15 protein-coding genes are annotated in these 17,963 nt (G+C 53.2%); all 15 read left to right on the top strand.

Features of this window, described 5'->3' with window-relative positions:
- Window positions 1–42: 42 nt before the first annotated feature.
- The 15 genes from FRY98_RS00985 to rny all read left to right on the top strand — a co-directional run bounded on the left by FRY98_RS00985 (window position 43) and on the right by rny (window position 17,902).
- The gene (locus FRY98_RS00985; RefSeq protein ID WP_148449781.1) at window positions 43–2,748 is read left to right on the top strand and encodes an FtsK/SpoIIIE family DNA translocase; all 2,706 of its coding nucleotides are present in this window, start codon (window positions 43–45) and stop codon (window positions 2,746–2,748) included.
- A 208-nt stretch (window positions 2,749–2,956) separates the two neighbouring features.
- Entirely contained in the window at window positions 2,957–3,832 is an 876-nt protein-coding gene (sleB, locus tag FRY98_RS00980) for a spore cortex-lytic enzyme (protein WP_148449780.1), read from the top strand.
- 123 nt (window positions 3,833–3,955) lie between these two features.
- Window positions 3,956–5,236 (top strand): EF-P 5-aminopentanol modification-associated protein YfmF, encoded by a 1,281-nt coding sequence (gene yfmF / locus FRY98_RS00975; RefSeq protein WP_148449779.1) that lies wholly within the window; start codon window positions 3,956–3,958, stop codon window positions 5,234–5,236.
- Window positions 5,237–5,239: 3 nt separating this feature from the next.
- Window positions 5,240–6,520, top strand: a complete 1,281-nt coding sequence (gene yfmH, locus FRY98_RS00970; RefSeq protein WP_148449778.1) for an EF-P 5-aminopentanol modification-associated protein YfmH — start codon at window positions 5,240–5,242, stop codon at window positions 6,518–6,520.
- A gap of 1 nt (window position 6,521) precedes the next feature.
- Window positions 6,522–7,289 carry an elongation factor P 5-aminopentanone reductase gene (gene ymfI / locus FRY98_RS00965; RefSeq protein WP_148449777.1) on the top strand — a complete coding sequence of 256 codons (768 nt, stop codon included), beginning with the start codon at window positions 6,522–6,524 and terminating at the stop codon, window positions 7,287–7,289.
- A gap of 96 nt (window positions 7,290–7,385) precedes the next feature.
- Entirely contained in the window at window positions 7,386–7,640 is a 255-nt protein-coding gene (locus FRY98_RS00960; protein ID WP_148449776.1) for a DUF3243 domain-containing protein, read from the top strand.
- Window positions 7,641–7,850: 210 nt separating this feature from the next.
- Window positions 7,851–8,618: a DUF3388 domain-containing protein gene (locus FRY98_RS00955; protein WP_148449775.1), complete on the top strand. Its 768-nt coding sequence runs from the start codon at window positions 7,851–7,853 to the stop codon at window positions 8,616–8,618.
- Between the two features lie 55 nt (window positions 8,619–8,673).
- Window positions 8,674–9,711 carry a RodZ domain-containing protein gene (locus tag FRY98_RS00950; protein ID WP_420819689.1) on the top strand — a complete coding sequence of 346 codons (1,038 nt, stop codon included), beginning with the start codon at window positions 8,674–8,676 and terminating at the stop codon, window positions 9,709–9,711.
- A gap of 153 nt (window positions 9,712–9,864) precedes the next feature.
- Complete coding sequence (locus tag FRY98_RS00945; RefSeq protein ID WP_148449773.1) at window positions 9,865–10,356, top strand: YajQ family cyclic di-GMP-binding protein; 492 nt, start codon at window positions 9,865–9,867, stop codon at window positions 10,354–10,356.
- A gap of 153 nt (window positions 10,357–10,509) precedes the next feature.
- Entirely contained in the window at window positions 10,510–11,838 is a 1,329-nt protein-coding gene (gene rimO / locus FRY98_RS00940; RefSeq protein ID WP_148449772.1) for a 30S ribosomal protein S12 methylthiotransferase RimO, read from the top strand.
- Entirely contained in the window at window positions 11,835–12,422 is a 588-nt protein-coding gene (gene pgsA, locus FRY98_RS00935; protein WP_148449771.1) for a CDP-diacylglycerol--glycerol-3-phosphate 3-phosphatidyltransferase, read from the top strand. The genes rimO and pgsA overlap by 4 nt, the downstream gene beginning before the upstream one ends.
- Before the next feature lie 34 nt (window positions 12,423–12,456).
- A complete protein-coding gene (locus tag FRY98_RS00930) occupies window positions 12,457–13,722 on the top strand; it encodes a competence/damage-inducible protein A (protein ID WP_148449770.1) in 1,266 nt (421 codons plus the stop codon).
- Window positions 13,723–14,042: 320 nt separating this feature from the next.
- Window positions 14,043–15,101, top strand: coding sequence for a recombinase RecA (gene recA, locus FRY98_RS00925; protein WP_148449769.1), 1,059 nt, complete (start codon window positions 14,043–14,045; stop codon window positions 15,099–15,101).
- A gap of 102 nt (window positions 15,102–15,203) precedes the next feature.
- A complete protein-coding gene (locus FRY98_RS00920) occupies window positions 15,204–16,058 on the top strand; it encodes a regulatory protein RecX (RefSeq protein WP_148449768.1) in 855 nt (284 codons plus the stop codon).
- A gap of 302 nt (window positions 16,059–16,360) precedes the next feature.
- A complete protein-coding gene (rny, locus tag FRY98_RS00915; protein WP_148449767.1) occupies window positions 16,361–17,902 on the top strand; it encodes a ribonuclease Y in 1,542 nt (513 codons plus the stop codon).
- Window positions 17,903–17,963: the final 61 nt, after the last annotated feature.

The raw sequence follows: 17,963 nt of genomic DNA, 5'->3' as shown, positions 1-17,963 counted from the left end.
CAGCGAATATGGTATAATATTCAACTGGGGGGTGTTCCTGTTTTGGCACGCAAACGGAAGAAGAAAAAGGCAGCAATCGGCAGTATGCTCAAATACGAAATCTATGGGATCATCCTGATCACCTTATCCGTCATCGCCTTGTCCGGGGAGGCGGCCGTCGGACGCACCTTGTCCAAAATGTCGGCACTGCTCCTCGGCAAGTTTTATTTTGTAATTCCTTTAATCGGTATCTACGTCGGATTGGCGGTGATGATCGGACGAAAATGGCCGAATCGGTGGTCCACGCGAAAAACCGGTCTTCTGCTCGCCGCCTTGGCGTTCGTCCTCATGAGCACCATCTCGGCGATGAGCCAGAAACTGGCGTCGGTCGTTCCGATGACGTTCGGCAATATATTGGGCCAGATCCACCGGGATCTGCAGGGGTCCCTGTTTCATCCGTCCGCGGGAGATTCGGGGTTTAGCCTTCTATCGCTAAATATCAGCGGAGGTTACATAGGCGGGCTGGAATTCGCGCTGCTCTATTCCTTATTCGGTCTGGCCGGAGCCAAATTGATCATGATCGTGATGCTGGCGATCAGCTTTATGTTGGTGACCGGGCTGTCCTATGTGGATCTGGGCCGGATGCTCCGGGGCAAGATGGGGGGCTTGGGTGAACTGCTGGGCAAGAAGATCCGGATGCTCCGTCCGGTACCCGTGCCAAGCCAGGGAAAACGAGTCGCAAAACCGAGGATTCGCGAGGAGGAAGAAGAGGAGGAATTGGAGGCGGACATGCCTCCGGCTTCACCGATTTCCTCGGGTTCTCCTCGAAAAAGACCGGTATTTTTTCAACTGTTCGGATATAAAGGGCAAAACTCAACCGTAACGGCGGACGAGGCCGTTTCCGGAGAGACGGAGGACCTCTCCGCCGCACCGATATCGGGCATTCACGGTGGAGTAAATTGGAATGAGGTCGAATATGAGGGGAACGGAGGATCGGCCGGCCATCCGGAGAATGTTCGCGGTTACGATGAAGATGGGGGCCCGGGTTCTTTCGCCGACACCGGTCCGATCATCCGCGATTTCTTCGACCACATCCAGCGGGAGGGGCACTCCGCGGAGGAAGAAACGGAGTGGGACGAGGCCCGGCCGATGGAAGGCGGTCCGGCAGCCGGGGATGCCGATCCTCCGGCAGCCGGGGATGCCGATCCTCCGGCAGCGGAAGAAGAAGCCGGAGGACAGCCCGATAACGGCTTGGAGACGCCGCTTCGGGAAGGAGGCTCTCCGGAGGCGGGAGGGCCTGAAGAGGCGGCCGAAATGCCGCCGGCCCCGCCCAAACCGGCACCTAAGCCGTACAAGCTGCCGCCGTTCCGGCTGCTGTCCAAGCCGGCCGGCGGGGGAAAATCCGGCGATCAGGCGGATTATATGCAAACGGCGAGAAAGCTGGAGGCCACGCTGGAGAGCTTCGGCGTAAGGGCCCGCGTGCTGGAAGTCGTACGCGGCCCGGCGGTGACGAGGTACGAAATACAACCCGATATCGGCGTCAAGGTGAGCCGGATTGTCAATTTGACCGACGATATCGCGCTCGCGCTGGCTGCCAAGGATATCCGGATGGAAGCCCCGATCCCGGGGAAATCGGCTATCGGGATCGAGGTGCCGAATAATGAAGTATCCCTGGTGACGATGCGGGAGGTTATGGAGACGCCTACGTTCGTGGAAGCCGAGTCCAAGTTGTCCATCGCTTTCGGACGGGACATTTCCGGACAGACGATCGTCGGCAATCTGGCCAAAATGCCCCATTTGCTCGTTGCCGGCGCTACCGGCTCCGGGAAATCCGTTTGTATTAACGGAATCATCACGAGCATTCTGTATAAGGCCAAGCCGGACGAAGTGAAATTTATGATGGTCGATCCGAAAATGGTCGAATTGAACGTCTATAACGGCATTCCTCACCTGCTGACCCCGGTGGTCACGGATCCCAAACGCGCATCGCTCGCCTTGAAGAAAATTGTAGTCGAGATGGAGAAACGCTACGAGCTGTTCTCCAAATCCGGCTCCCGCAATATCGAGGGGTATAACTTGATGATGAAGGACAATCCGGACGCAGTGTTGCCTTATATTGTCGTCATCGTGGACGAGCTCGCCGATTTGATGATGGTTGCCGCCAATGACGTGGAGGACGCGATCGCCCGGCTGGCCCAAATGGCCCGGGCTGCGGGGATCCACTTGATCATTGCGACGCAGCGCCCGTCCGTGGATGTCATCACGGGGGTCATCAAAGCGAACATCCCTTCGCGGATCGCTTTTGGCGTATCCTCGCAGGTCGACTCGCGCACGATTCTCGATATGGCCGGGGCCGAGAAGCTGCTGGGCCGCGGCGATATGCTGTTCATGCCGATGGGCGCCTCGAAACCGGTTCGCGTTCAAGGGGCATTCATGAGCGATCAGGAGGTTGAAGCGATCGTCAATTATGTTCGCGAGCAGGGGCAAGCGGAATATGACGAAAGCCTGGTGCCTGAGGTCGAAGAGGAGACGGCGGATCATGAGGAAGTTCTGGACGAGCTGTATGACCAGGCCGTACAGATTGTGCTCGAAGCCAAACAGGCTTCGGTATCGCTGCTGCAGCGGCGCATGCGCGTCGGATATACCCGCGCCGCGCGCCTGATCGATTCCATGGAGGCAAGAGGAGTCGTCGGCCCTTACGAAGGCAGTAAGCCGCGTGAAGTGCTGATGACGATCGAGCAATTTAAACAAGGGAAGATTCCGTCCTAGTTTAGTCCGAAGTTAACGGTTTTTCATGGATTGAAAGCTTCCGCCGGTAAATGGCGGGAGCTTTTTTGTGTATTGCATCGCTTTAAGCCCGGCAGAGTGATTTTTGCGCCGAAGCCTTTTGGTTGGGGTGCATAGGAAGAGCCTGGTCTTGTCATAATAAGGTCAGCCAACTATGTTAATTCCACAAAAGAAAGGTAGAGCTAAACATATGAAGAACATGAAAATATGGTTTGCCGCCGGTTTAGTGCTGCTTTTGTTCGGGATCGTTTACGGGGTCAGTCAATTCGGGCGATCGAACGAGGATGTAAGCACCCATGACGAGAAGCCAAAGCATGCCGTACCGGTTTTCAGCGATCAGGTGATCGATTACGGAGCGTTTGGCAAGGACGTTTACGAGCTTCAAGGACGGCTGGGTTTTCTCGGTTTTTACCACGGGAAGCTTGACAGCTACTTTGGGCCGAAAACAAGAGATGCGCTGAAATGGTTTCAGTCGGAGTTTGGCATGGAGGTAGACGGATTAGCCGGACCGAAGACCAAGCTGAAGCTGTATAACGCCACCAAGGATTGGAAGCCGGGCATGGAATATGCGACCGGGCAAGAAGGCGAACAGCAGGAGAGCGGCGCTCAGGGTCAGACCGCGGAAGGCGGAACGGCCGGGGCCGGCAATAATCAGGGGCAAACAGAGGGTGGCGACAGCGATAATCTGACGCCGGCCAGTGCGATGGGATTGTCCGAAAACGATTTGAAAATTATGGCCAACGCGGTTTACGGGGAATCCCGCGGGGAACCTTTTGAAGGACAGGTTGCGGTCGCGGCCGTGATTTTGAACCGGGTAAAATCGCCGAGTTTCCCCAATACGGCATCCGGCGTTATTTTTCAGCCGGGCGCGTTTACGGCGGTGGCCGACGGTCAAATTTGGCTGGAGCCCAACGAAACCGCGCGAAAGGCGGTTCAGCAGGCATTGAATGGCTGGGATCCGTCCGGTGGATGTCTGTATTATTTCAACCCCGAGACCGCGACTTCAAAGTGGATCTGGACACGTCCGCAAGTAAAAACGATCGGGAAACATATCTTCTGTATGTAATTCAGAAATGGAAGGAAGCAGCCGCATGACGCCAGGTTGCTTCTTTCCTTTGGATTGGTATAGAATGGAACTGAATTTCTCTTTGAATCGTGCACCACAGTCTTTCGTAAAGGAGTTTTGGTCTTGAACAAGACGATATTTGAACGCGGCAGCGCGGGCCATATTCGGATTCATGTTTTGCCAACCAACCGCTTCAAGACGTTTGCCGTTTCCCTCTATGCGGGAATTCCGCTGGATAGCGAGACGGTCACAACGACGGCACTGACCCCATTCGTACTGAGAAGGGGGACGGTTTCTTATCCGGAAACGATTCAGTTCCGGGAGCAGTTGGAGTTAATGTACGGCGCCGGTTTCGGGTTTGATGTATATAAACGCGGCAATTATCAGATCGTTCAAATCCGGATGGATACGATTAATGATTCTTTTGTACAAAGCCAGGAGTCGCTGCTTGCCAAAACTTTCGCGTTTCTGGGAGAGGTCGTGACCAAGCCCGTTATGGAGAATAACGGTTTTCGCGCCGCCTATGTCACCACGGAACGGGAAAATGTCCGCAAGAAGCTGGAGAGCATCATTAACGATAAAATCCGCTACGCGGCGGAACGCTGTATAGAAGTCATGTTCGAGGGAGATCCATACCGACTTCACCCGCTTGGGCAGCGCGCCGATTTGGATAACATTACGCCTGAAACGCTGTATGAAGCTTATCGGAATTGGCTGCGCCAGGCCAGTCTGGATCTTTATGTGGTCGGTGACACCACGCTTGCCGAGGTGCAGGAATTGGTGGAGAAGATGTTCGACCTGAACCGGTCGGATACGCCGAACTACGCTCCCGCGGAGAAGAATACGCAGCCTAAAGAAGTGCGTACGGTGAAAGAACGTCTGGACGTCAATCAAGGCAAGCTGAACCTCGGGCTTCGCACATCGATTACCTACAGGGATGACCAATATGCGTCCGCGCTTCTTTACAGCGGGATATTGGGCAGTTATCCGCATTCCAAGCTGTTCATGAACGTGCGCGAAAAAGAAAGCCTCGCTTATTACGCAGCTTCCCGTTACGACGGCCACAAAGGGCTGATGACGATCCAATCGGGCATCGAGATTGCCAATTATGAGAAGGCGCTCCGCATCATCCGGGAGCAATTGGACAGTATGCGTGCCGGCGATATCAGCGAATTGGAAATGACGCAGACCAAGGCGATGATTCGTAACAGCCTGCAAGAGATGCAGGATTCGGCGTTTGAGATGATCGCTTATGATTTCAACCGGGTTCTCTCCGGCAAAGAACGTCCGGTCGAGGATCTGCTCGCCCAGGTAGAGAAGGTCACCGCGGCGGATGTCGTTCAAGCGGCCGAGACGTTCCAACTGGACACGATTTACTTTCTGACAGGGCCAAAGGAGGAATGACCGGTGGAAGCAATCCGCTACGACGCATTACAGGAAACCCTATACCGAGAAACGATGGATAATGGACTGCAGGTTTATGTTTTACCGAAACCGGGATTTCAGAAAACCTATGCCACTTTCTCCACGAAATACGGCTCCATCGACAACCGATTTCAGGTGGAGGGCCAGGAAGAAATATCGGTGCCGGACGGCATCGCCCATTTTCTCGAGCATAAGATGTTTGAGGAGCCCGAAGGCGACATTTTTGCCAAATTCGCTTCCCAGGGAGCTTCGGCGAACGCGTTCACGAGCTTTGATCAGACGGTCTATCTGTTTTCGGCCACCGAGAATATTTCCGATAACCTTGAAACTCTGATCAATTTTGTGCAGCATCCCTATTTTACGGATCAGAATGTGGAGAAAGAAAAAGGGATCATCGGGCAGGAAATCGGCATGTACCGCGACAATCCGGATTGGAGAGTATATTTTGGCTTGATCGAAGCGATGTACAAGGTTCATCCGGTTCATATCGATATTGCGGGGACGGTCGAGTCCATCGGGACGATTACGAAAGAGACGCTTTATACTTGCTATAATGCATTTTATCACCCCAGCAATATGCTGCTGTTCGTGGTCGGAGGGGTGGATCCGGAGGAAGTGTTCCGACTCGTGCGGGAAAACCAGGCCAAAAAGGATTACCCGCCGCAAGGGACGATCGAAAGAAAGTTTGATCCGGAGCCGAGCGGCGTAAACGAAGCCCGCAGGGAATGCAAACTTCCGGTTTCGCTGCCGAAATGCCTGTTCGGGTTCAAGGAAACCAAGCTTGGGTTTAGCGGGGCGGAGCTGCTCCGTAGGGATCTGGCCACCAAGCTGGCGCTCGATTTGCTGCTGGGGGCGAGTACGAAGTTGTATCAAAAGCTGTATGATATGGATTTGATCTCCGACAGCTTTTCACATGAATACAATAGCAATCCGAACTACGCGTTTTCCGCGATCGGCGGAGATACGAAGGATCCGGATAAGCTGCTGCAGGTCATTACCGAGGAGATCAAGAACGTGACCGCTTCCGGTTTCCGGGCGGAAGATTTCGAACGGGCCCGCAAGAAAAAAATCGGCGGCTACTTAAGAATGCTGAATTCACCGGAGAACATCGCCCACGAGTTCACGCGTTACCGTTTCCGGGGCGGTGATCTTTTCGACGTACTGCCGGTTTATGAATCGCTCTCCTTGGATGAGGTGAACGCGCGGCTGCGTGAGCACATCGATTGGAACCAGCTTGCCGTTTCGCTGGTGGTGAGTCCTTAACATGGCTTGGGAGCATGGGATCGAGAAGAACATCGGAGATTTGACCGTGCTTATTACGGGGGCAAGCCGGGGAATCGGCGCGGAAATTGCGTTGCGCTTTGCCTCCGTCGGGATGAATGTGGTGATTCATTACATGAACTCGCACGAAGCCGCCAATGAAGTCGCCCGCAAATGTTTGGAACTTGGCGCGAGAGCCTACACGGTATCCGCGGATTTGAGAAGCAAGGAGCAGATTCTCCGGATGAAGGAAAAACTGGAGAGTCACGGATTCCGGCCCGACATCCTGGTCAATAACGCGGGCATCTCCCACTACGGCATGCTGGCTGATGTGGAGGAAGCCCAGTGGGACGACGTCATGAGCGTGAACCTGAAAAGCGTGTTCTTATGCAGTCAGGCCTTTATGCCTTATATGGTAGCGCAGCGGTTCGGTCGAATTATCAACGTCTCATCGATCTGGGGAATCTCCGGCGGTTCCTGCGAGGTCGTATATTCCGCGGCCAAAGGCGGCGTCAACGCGTTTACGAAAGCGTTGGCCAAAGAACTGGCTCCCTCGGGGGTAACGGTGAACGCCGTAGCGCCCGGAGCCGTTAAAACGGAGATGATGGCCCGCTTCGATGCGGAAGAAATGAGGCAGCTCGAGGAGGAAATTCCCGCGGGAAGACTAGCGTCTCCCGGGGAGATCGCCTCCTTGGTTTATTTTCTTGCGCTGCCTGAATCCGGCTATATAACGGGACAGATTATCAGCCCGAACGGCGGCTGGGTGACCTGATGTTTTTCCCTTGGCGGCGACATGAATAAAGATCGGTGATAAGTGACATATTACGACTGTTGATTTTAAATCGCCAACCGAAGGAGGATTTAAAAAATGTCAACAGTACTCAAAAATTTTGATACTTGGAAAAAGTTCCTCGGGGACCGCGTCAAACACGCGGAAAACGCAGGGATGAGCGAGGAAGCGATCACGAACCTCGCCTATGAAATCGGCGGATTTCTTGACGACAAGGTCGATCCTCAAAACGAATCCAACCGCGCCCTAAAGGAAATTTGGGACGTGGGGGATGAAGAGGAACGGAAAACCATCGCTCGTCTGATGGTGAAATTGGCGAAGAGAAACGCATAGTTAGGCTTTGAAAAGCTCCCTACCCGGGAGCTTTTCTCCCATTTCCCCCCTCGGCTTGCCTTTCATTTCTATTTTATATATCATAAAACACGTATTGATGATTTCGTTTTTGACCGCCTTGAAAGAAAGTTGAAAAACGAATACGTTGAAAAAGCAGGAATATAGACCTATTTTGTCGAATGACGGTAAAGAGATTAATGAGGTGGGAGTATGGAGCCGAAACAATGGTATTTAGAATATAAGATACATAATAACCGCCCTGGGCTGCTCGGGGATATCGCCTCCATGCTGGGGATGCTGGAGGTTAATATTTTGACCATCAACGGAGTTGAGGGAGAGACCCGCGGCCTTCTTCTGGAGAGCGATGACGATGCCAAGATCGCTTTGATCGACCAGATGCTGCGCAAAGCGGACAGCATTACGGTAACCGCCCTGCGGAGCCCGCGCCTCGTCGACCTATTGGCGGTCCGGCACGGCCGGTATATCGTCAGGGACTCCGATGATCATAAAACGTTCCGTTTTACAAGGGATGAGCTTGGGTTGCTTGTCGATTTTTTGGGTGAATTATTTAAGAGGGAAGGACATCAGGTTATCGGCCTTCGCGGCATGCCGCGAGTCGGCAAAACGGAATCCATTATCGCCGGAAGCGTCTGCGCGATGAAGCGATGGACCTTCGTATCTTCGACCCTGCTGCGACAAACCGTGCGGAGCCAGCTTTCCGAGGAGGAAATGAATCCGCACAACGTATTTATTATCGATGGTATTATCAGCACGCTGCGTTCGAACGAAAAGCATTATCAGCTTCTCCAGGAATTAATGGGAAGCCCTTCTACGATCGTGATCGAACACCCCGACGTGTTCGTGAAAGAAACGGAATACAGTTATGACGATTTTGACATAATTATCGAATTACGTAACAATCCTGACGAGCAAATCGTTTATGATACGTTTACTACAATTTATTCCGACGATCTATAAGCGGCCTCAAGGCCGTTCAATATAGTTATATTACATGTACTACTTACAGGAGGTGATGGTTGTGTCGGATTTGGGCCAGCAATTAAAGGAAGCCCGCCTAGCCAGAGGTTTGTCTCTGGACGACGTTCAGGAAATGACTAAAATTCGCAAAAGGTACTTGGAAGCCATCGAATCGGGGGATTACAAGGTGCTTCCGGGGAGTTTTTATGTTCGCGCATTTATCAAAACCTATGCCGAAACGGTCGGGGTCGACGCGGATGAACTGCTGACGGAACACAAGCAGCAGGTGCCGGACGTAGATCCGGAACCGACGATGGAACCGGTGCTGCAGAAGCGGAGAAGCTCCCGGGTCGCGGAGCGCAATTCCAAGTGGTTGTCGACGACATTAATGTGGTCGTTCGCCGTACTGATCCTGGTCGTTATTTACATGTATTTTGCCGTGTGGGGTAAAAACACCGACCAAGCGAAAGGGGATCAGCCGGATCCGACTCCCGTAACCGATGTTCGCCAGGAGGGAAGTACGAATAACGCCGGAAAAGCGGCTGGCCAGAACGGAACGGACGGCACGGCCGCCGGTGACAATCCCGGGGGAACCGCCACGCCGCCGAATGCCAGCAGCGACGGCGTGAACACGGACGGCGGCACGAATGCAGGCAATGAAGGTACCGGAACGGGCGGGGAGACCGGCCAGCAGGGCGTGGTGGTTACACCTGACGGAAAGGAAGGGAGCACGACCAAATTTTTGGTTCAGGCTTCGGGAAGCGAGCCGGTAAAGGTGGTTATTACGGCGTCTGGAAAGAGCTGGGTTGAAGTCCGCAAGGGGGATCGCCGCGGGGAAAAGCTGTACTATGAAAATACGTCCGAGGGCGATGTTCTGACGTATGATCTCGGTCCGGAGGGCCTCTATGTTAAGTCGGGCGCGTCCTCGAACACGGTCATTACGGTGGGCGGTCAGGTCGTGACGGACGGGAAATCCACCACCAAGATTCAGCTTAATCTCGGGACTGCCGACTCGGGCTCGACGAGCGGGGATCAAGGCACCGCGGGAAACGGAGAGGCCGACGGCGCCGGCGATCAAGGCGGGGAAGGTTAGCACAGCGAAGAAACCTTAGAAATAACCTTAGGGGCGTCTCTGCCGAAAACGGCATGGGCGCCTCTTCTTTTTTCAACCGGGAAGCGACTCGACTTTGGGAAAAAGTTTACATATAATTAAGAAATATAAGATGATGGGAAAGGATTGTGGATTATGGCTTCCGAAAGCTCATTCGATATTGTTTCCAAGATGGACATGCAGGAATTAACGAACGCGATTGACCAGACGGAACGGGAAATCGCCAACCGGTTCGATTTTAAGGGGACCAAGAGCGAATTGAAAGTCGAAAAGGACGTATTGGTGATTGTCTCGGACGACGAGTATAAGCTGGGTGCGCTCATTGACATTTTGCAATCGAAAATGATCAAGCGCGGTCTGCCGATCAAAAACCTGGATTACGGAAAAGTGGAGCCCGCTTCCTTGGGAACCGTGCGTCAACGGATTAATTTGAAACAGGGGATCGATCAGGAGAACGCCAAGAAGATCAACGTGCTGATTCGCGATTCGAAGCTTAAAGTCAAAAGCCAGATTCAAGGCGATCAAATCCGGGTGACCGGGAAGAGCCGGGATGATCTGCAGCAAATTATCCAACTGCTCAAGAAAGCCGATCTGACCGTCGATCTGCAGTTTACTAATTTTAAATAGCTGCGCTCAAAGTCTCTCGCCGCAACCTCCGGGTGCAGCGCGGGACTTTTTCATCATTTTGACAGGGCTAATGCTTAAATATTATACTTAATTAGGTTTTAATCAACGGAAATTAACGGCAGTATGGCGCTATAGCAATGGGGGATCGAACTCATGACGGAAAAAGTGAAAATCGTTACACTGGGCTGTGAGAAGAATCTCGTTGACTCGGAGATCATGTCGGGGTTGATCGATGCGCGGGGATATCGTTTGGTGGAACAGCCGGAGGACGCCACGGTGATCATCGTCAATACCTGCGGTTTTATCGATGCCGCCAAAGAAGAATCCGTGAATACGATTCTGGACCTTGCGGAATTAAAGGAGACGGCGAAGCTGAAAGCGCTGATCGTATCCGGCTGTCTGACACAGCGTTACAAGCAGGCGTTGATGGAGGAAATGCCGGAAATCGACGGGATCGTCGGAACGGGAGATTTTTATAATATCAATCAAATCGTGGACGAAGCTCTGAAAGGAAAAAAGCCGATTCAAGTCGGAAATCCTGTGTTTAATTATGAGGAGAGCTTGCCGCGGAAGCTGTCCACGGCACGGCATACGACCTATGTCAAAATAGCCGAGGGTTGCGATAACAACTGCACGTTTTGCAGCATACCCATGATGCGCGGGAAATTCCGCAGCCGGTCTATGGAATCGATATTGGCCGAAGTGCAGCAACTCGCCGAGCAGGGCGTGAAGGAAGTCAGCCTGATTGCCCAGGATTCCACCAATTACGGAACGGATCTTTACGGGGAATACAAATTGGCGGAGTTGATGAACCGGGTGAGTGAAGTGCCGGGAATCGAGTGGGTTCGGTTGCATTATGCTTATCCCGGTTTTTTTACGGACGAGCTGATCGAGACGATCGCCTCCAATCCGAAAATTTGCAAGTATGTGGATATGCCGCTGCAGCATAGTGAAGATACCGTATTGAAGCGGATGCGCCGGCCAGGCCGGAATCGCGATATCCGGGAGTTGATCGCCAAAATCAGAGACAGAATTCCGGGGGTATCGCTCCGTACTTCTCTGATTGTCGGATTCCCCGGGGAGACCGAAGAGGAGTTCAATGCCTTGTGCGATTTCGTCCGCGAGATTAAATTTGACAGATTGGGCGTATTTACATACTCCAAGGAGGAGGACACTCCCGCTTCGCGTTTGCCGGGCCAGATTGACGAGGAAGTCAAAGAATGGCGGGCCAATACGCTGATGGAAATTCAACGCGAGGTCGCGAACGAAAACAGCGGCAAATACGTCGGCAAGGTTCTCGATGTGTTGGTGGAACGTTATGACGGACGTAGCGACGTCTTTGTGGGACGCTCCCAATACGACGCCCCGGAAATCGACGGGGAGGTCTACGTAACCAATTATTCCTCCGGTATCGGGGAAATCACCAAAGTGCGCATTACGCACGCTTATGAATATGATCTGTCAGGGGAGGCTGTCTCGTGAATCTGCCGAATCGGATTACACTGGCCCGGATTTTTATGATCCCGCTGATGCTGTTGTTTTTGCTTCTCGATGTTGAGTGGTTGGCTTATGAGCTAAAGATCGGGTCTTTCTCGCTTCCGCTGAATCAACTGATCGGGGCGATTCTGTTCATCGTGGCCGCCAGCACCGACGGCATCGACGGGTATATCGCCCGCAAACACAACTTAGTGACGAATCTGGGGAAACTGCTGGATCCGCTGGCGGACAAACTGCTCGTTGCGGCCGTGCTCATCTCTCTGGTGGCGATGGGCAAGTGCGACGCCTGGATTGCCGTGGTCATCATCAGCCGGGAGTTTGCGGTGACGGGCCTTCGCGAGGTTGCGCTGCTTGAAGGTTCGGTAATCGCCGCCAGCAATTGGGGAAAAGCGAAGACGATTACGCAAATCGTCGCCATTTCGGCGCTGTTGCTGAACAATTTTCCCTTCGAATGGATTCATTTCCCGTTTGACGAGGTCGCCATCTGGCTCGCGGCGCTCATTACGATTTACTCGGGTATCGATTATTTTGTGAAGAACAAAAATGTGCTCAATTTTTCCAAGATGTAAACGGACAGCTACCCTCCCGAAGGAGATATGACGAATGAAAGCAGAAATCATCGCAGTCGGGACCGAGCTCCTGCTCGGTCAAATCGTAAATACGAACGCGCAGTATTTGTCCCGGGAGTTGGCCGCTCTCGGGATAGACGTATATTATCAGACCGTGGTCGGCGATAATTTGAACCGGCTTTCCCAAGCGATCCGTACCGCGCTGGAACGGGCGGACCTGCTGATTTTAACCGGCGGGCTCGGCCCGACCCAGGACGACCTGACGAAGGATGCGGTCGCCGCGGTATTGGGCAGATCGCTGCATATCGACCGGATGGCGATGGACCATGTGGACCGGTTTTTTGAGGGACGGGGCATCCCGATGACGGAGAACAACCGGCGTCAGGCGCTGGTCGTCGACGGGGGAACTCCGCTGCCGAACGAAACGGGCCTTGCCGTCGGCAACGCCATCGCGCATGAAGGGAAGTTCTACATTTTGCTGCCGGGGCCTCCGTCGGAGCTGAAGCCGATGTTCGAACGGCAGGCCAAGCCATGGCTGCTGCAGCATGTGCTGACGCAGGAGGAGCCGCTGTATTCCAAAATGCTGAAGTTCGCCGGGATTGGAGAATCCGGGCTTGAGACCAGGCTGATGGATTTGGTGGAGAATCAAACGGACCCAACGCTCGCTCCTTATGCCAAGGAGAGCGAAGTGACGGTGCGCATCTCCACCAAAGCGCGCACGGAGAGCGAGGCCATGGCGAAGCTGGATAAGCTCGAAGCTGAGATTGCCGCGCGCCTGCCCGACCACCTCTATGCGAATGAAGATGTACCGATCGAAAAAACCATCGTGGATATGATGACCGAAATGGGATTGACGGTAAGCGCGGCCGAGAGCTGCACGGGCGGGCTGCTGATGCAGTCCATCACCAGTATCCCGGGCAGCGCCACGGTATTTCTCGGCGGCATCGTCTGCTATTCCAATGCGATGAAGGAGAAGCTGCTGAACGTTCCGCACGACCTGCTTGAGGGCGAGAACGCTCCCGGCGCCGTCAGCGCGGAAACCGCCCAGGTGCTGGCGGAACAGGTGCGGATGATCGTTGACACCGATTTCGGTCTGTCGATTACAGGGGTGGCTGGGCCGGGATACTCGGAGCGCAAGCCGGTAGGCCTCGTCTATATCGGTATTTCCCGCCGCGGCGGCGAAACCGAGGTTTACGAGCTTAACCTGAAGGGGAATCGCGAGACGATCCGCTTGCGTTCGGCCAAGACGGTGCTGTACCACCTTTGGAAGCGGCTAAAAGCCGAACAGGCTGCGAAGTAAGCCGGGATTTTCAGTCGGGCATCCCCTTGCCATTCGCTGATCGGGGATATATAATGGACTTACGGAAGAACCGTAGCAAACTGATTAGTTTTGCTGCGGTTTTTTTTTTGTTTTCAGTCTTTAAGCGGATGATGAAAACTCCGAATGCCTTGCGATGCCGCTCGATTTAGAAAATAAAGGTTAACCATGCGGATGGAAAGGGGGTTCGAAAAAATTACGAATGTATGTTCGAAAAAACGCTTGGCAAACGTTCCAAAACAAGGTACAATTATAAATGTAAGAAGAATTCCTTTATAATTATATTTAAGGATGTGAGCTGATTGTCAGATCGTCGTGCTGCGCTGGAAATGGCGCTTCGTCAAATAGAAAAACAATTCGGTAAAGGTTCGATCATGAAGCTGGGAGAATCCACCCATATGCAGGTGGAAATCGTTCCTAGCGGATCGTTGGCATTAGATATAGCACTCGGTACGGGAGGACTTCCTCGCGGCCGGATCATCGAAGTATACGGACCGGAATCTTCCGGTAAGACGACGGTGGCGCTTCATGCGATCGCCGAAGTTCAGAAAATCGGCGGACAAGCCGCGTTCATCGATGCGGAGCATGCGCTCGATCCTTCCTACGCCAACAAGCTTGGCGTAAACATCGACGAGTTGCTGTTGTCCCAGCCGGATACGGGCGAACAAGCCCTCGAAATCGCCGAAGCTCTCGTGCGAAGCGGTGCGGTGGATATTATCGTTATTGACTCCGTAGCCGCGTTGGTTCCTAAGGCTGAAATCGAAGGCGAAATGGGGGACTCCCATGTCGGTCTTCAAGCCCGCCTCATGTCCCAGGCTCTCCGCAAATTGTCCGGTGCGATCAGCAAATCAAAGACGATTGCGATTTTCATCAACCAGTTGCGTGAGAAGGTTGGCGTTATGTTCGGGAACCCTGAGACCACACCGGGCGGCCGTGCCCTCAAGTTCTATTCGACGGTCCGTCTTGATGTACGCCGGGTGGAAACGATCAAGATGGGCAATGACATGGTAGGTAACCGTACACGGGTTAAAGTCGTCAAGAATAAAGTCGCGCCTCCTTTTAAACAGGCGGAAATCGATATTATGTATGGTGAGGGGATTTCCAAGGAAGGCAGCATTATCGATATCGGCGTAGAGCTGGATATTGTGGACAAGAGCGGCGCATGGTATTCCTATGCGGGCGAACGCTTGGGTCAAGGGCGCGAGAACGCGAAGCAATATCTTAAAGAGCACTCGGAAATCGCCGATGTGATCGAACAGAAGATTCGTGAAGCCAGCAACCTGACGACCACGGTGGCTCCTGCTTCGTCCGGTGATTTGGAAGCTGAAGCACAGGAAGAGCAGGCGCTTTTCGAAGAATAATACACGTTTGCTGATGAAGCGCCCTGGGACCGGAACCTACCGGGACAGGGCGTTTTTCTTTAATATGCAGAATTCACCTTGGATTAGGGGGCCGAACAGAAGATGCAGAGACGCTGGGGCGGAGGGGGAAACCGACATCCCCAAAGCCGGGAGAAGGAAGAAGCGGGGGAAATTGTAGACATCTCGGAGGAAGGATTTTGGGAAGAAGCCAAAGGCCGCCGTTCGGAGGGACCGACCACCAGGGGGCGTGATGGTTCCCTATCGGAAGCAGGCGGCATCGATCGTTTTCCGGAGGACACCGAGCTGACGATTACTTCCGTATTGCTGCTGAAACGTCCCAAATTCCGTTACCGGATATCGTTCGGTCCTTACGCGCTGGAAGTCCATGAAGATGTCATGATTAAATACAGGATGATCAAGGGCGCGGTTTTTACCAAAAGCGAGCTGGAAGAGATCGTCCTCGCCGATGAAAGGCAGCGCGCCTATGCGGATGCGCTTCAATATCTCGGCCGGAAGCCCCGGACGGCTTACGAAATGACCCTCCGATTAGGCGAAAAGGGATGGAACGAAGAGACCGTCGCCGGGGTCGTTGGCCGACTGATGGAAGAAGGGCTGTTGAACGATGCCGCATACGCCCAGGAATGGGCCGGACAGCGTGTCCGCAACCGCGGCAAGGGAAAGATGTGGGTCAAGCAAGAACTGCGCCAGAAAGGGATATCCAAGCCGCTGATCGAGGACGCCCTCGGCGCTGTCAGCGAAGAGGATGAATACGCGAGCGCCAAGGAATTGGCCGTCAAGAAATGGCGGACATCCACGGGCGAGACGGCCGACAGGAAGCGGAAGACCGGGGTGTTTTTGCTGCGGCGGGGGTTTTCCGGCTCTTTGGTTTCGAGGGTAGTCCGCGAGCTTGCCCAGGGTGACGGGATGTCCGAAGAAGAGGAATGGGAAGATATCTAAACGGGACGAGGAATGTGACATTCGCTTGACAATATCTTTCGCCAAATAATAAAATGAACATGAATCTATTTTTGTCGGGACCTTTTTTTCCTTCCAAAAATTCGGGGCCCGGGATGGATTCATTTTTTCAAACATGAAGGCCAATATTCCGTTTGTGGCTGTTGCGGAGTATGCATCATTCACACATGGAGAGCTTTGCCTAACCGGCCTGTAATGAATTCTTTGTATGATGATGATTGAGAAAATTACAACTGCAAACATCCCAAGGAATGCCTTGGAGGAAACAACGAGGAGGTGAACAGATGAATGCAGGAATCTGGATCGTTCTCGTTGCAGCCGCTTTATTCTTTGGGTTCGGGATCGGGTATTTTATTCGCAAATCTCTTGTGGAAGCTAAAATTTCCAGTGCGGAGAAAGACGCGACCTTAATCCTGGAAAATGCCAGGAAAGACGCGGAAGCACTGAAAAAGGAAACGGTTCTGGAAGCGAAGGACGAAGTCCATAAGCTGAGAACCGAAGCTGATAAAGACATTCGTGAACGTCGGAATGAAATTCAACGACAAGAAAGACGATTGTTGCAAAAAGAAGAGTCGCTGGATAAAAAATTGGAATCGCTGGAACGTAAAGAAGAGCAAGTGGCCGGCAAAGAGAAACGAATTGAAGAAACCCAGCAGCAAATTGATCAGATTTACAAAAGTCAGGTTCAGGAACTTGAACGGATTTCGAATTTGACGATGGAGGATGCCCGCACCATTATTTTGAACAATGTGGAGCAGGAAGTCCGCCATGAAACGGCTCAGATGATCAAGGATATCGAACAGCAAGCGAAGGAAGAAGCGGATAAGAAATCGCGCGAAATCATTACGCTGGCCATTCAACGCTGCGCGGCGGATCACGTTGCGGAGACGACGGTCTCGGTTGTTACGTTGCCGAATGAGGAAATGAAGGGACGGATCATCGGCCGGGAGGGCCGGAATATCCGGGCGCTGGAAACCCTCACGGGGATCGACCTGATCATCGACGATACGCCGGAAGCTGTTATTTTGTCGGGCTTTGATCCGATTCGTCGGGAAATTGCGCGCACGGCACTGGAGAAACTGGTGGCGGACGGCAGAATTCATCCGGCCCGGATCGAAGAGATGGTGGAGAAATCCCGCCGTGAAGTCGACGAACGGATTCGTGAATACGGGGAGCAGGCCACCTTTGAGGTGGGCGTGCATGCCTTGCATCCGGATTTGATCAAAATCCTGGGTCGTCTGAAGTTCCGGACAAGCTACGGACAGAATGTGTTGAAGCACTCCATGGAGGTGGCTTATCTGGCCGGTTTGATGGCCGGAGAGCTTGGTGAAGATATTACGCTCGCCAAACGCGCCGGGTTGCTTCACGATATCGGTAAAGCGCTTGATCATGAAGTGGAAGGATCTCATGTCGAAATCGGCGTGGAACTGGCTAAGAAATACAAAGAGCATCCGGTTGTCATCAACAGTATCGCCTCCCATCACGGGGATTGCGAAGCGACCTCGGTCATCGCCATGTTGGTCGGTGCGGCTGACGCCCTGTCGGCGGCAAGACCAGGCGCGCGCCGGGAAACGCTGGAAACGTATATCCGGCGTTTGGAGAAGCTGGAGGAAATATCCGAATCGTTCGAAGGCGTGGAGAAATCCTTTGCCATTCAAGCGGGCCGCGAGGTTCGCGTTATGGTGCAGCCTGAGAAGATCGATGACGCGGAAGCGTTCCGCCTGGCGAGAGACATTACGAAGACCATTGAGAGTGAACTGGATTATCCGGGACATATCAAGGTTACCGTGATTCGCGAGACGCGGGCGGTTGAATACGCCAAGTAAAGGTTATGCTGAAAAGTGGCCCCCTGCGGGCCGCTTTTTCATTCTAACGAGTATACGAAGA

The organism is Paenibacillus faecis (assembly GCF_008084145.1).
In the GTDB taxonomy this organism is placed as follows: Bacteria; Bacillota; Bacilli; order Paenibacillales; family Paenibacillaceae; genus Fontibacillus; species Fontibacillus faecis.
The sequence above is the reverse complement of the archived record's forward strand: the minus strand, read 5'-3'. Positions and strand labels throughout refer to the sequence as shown.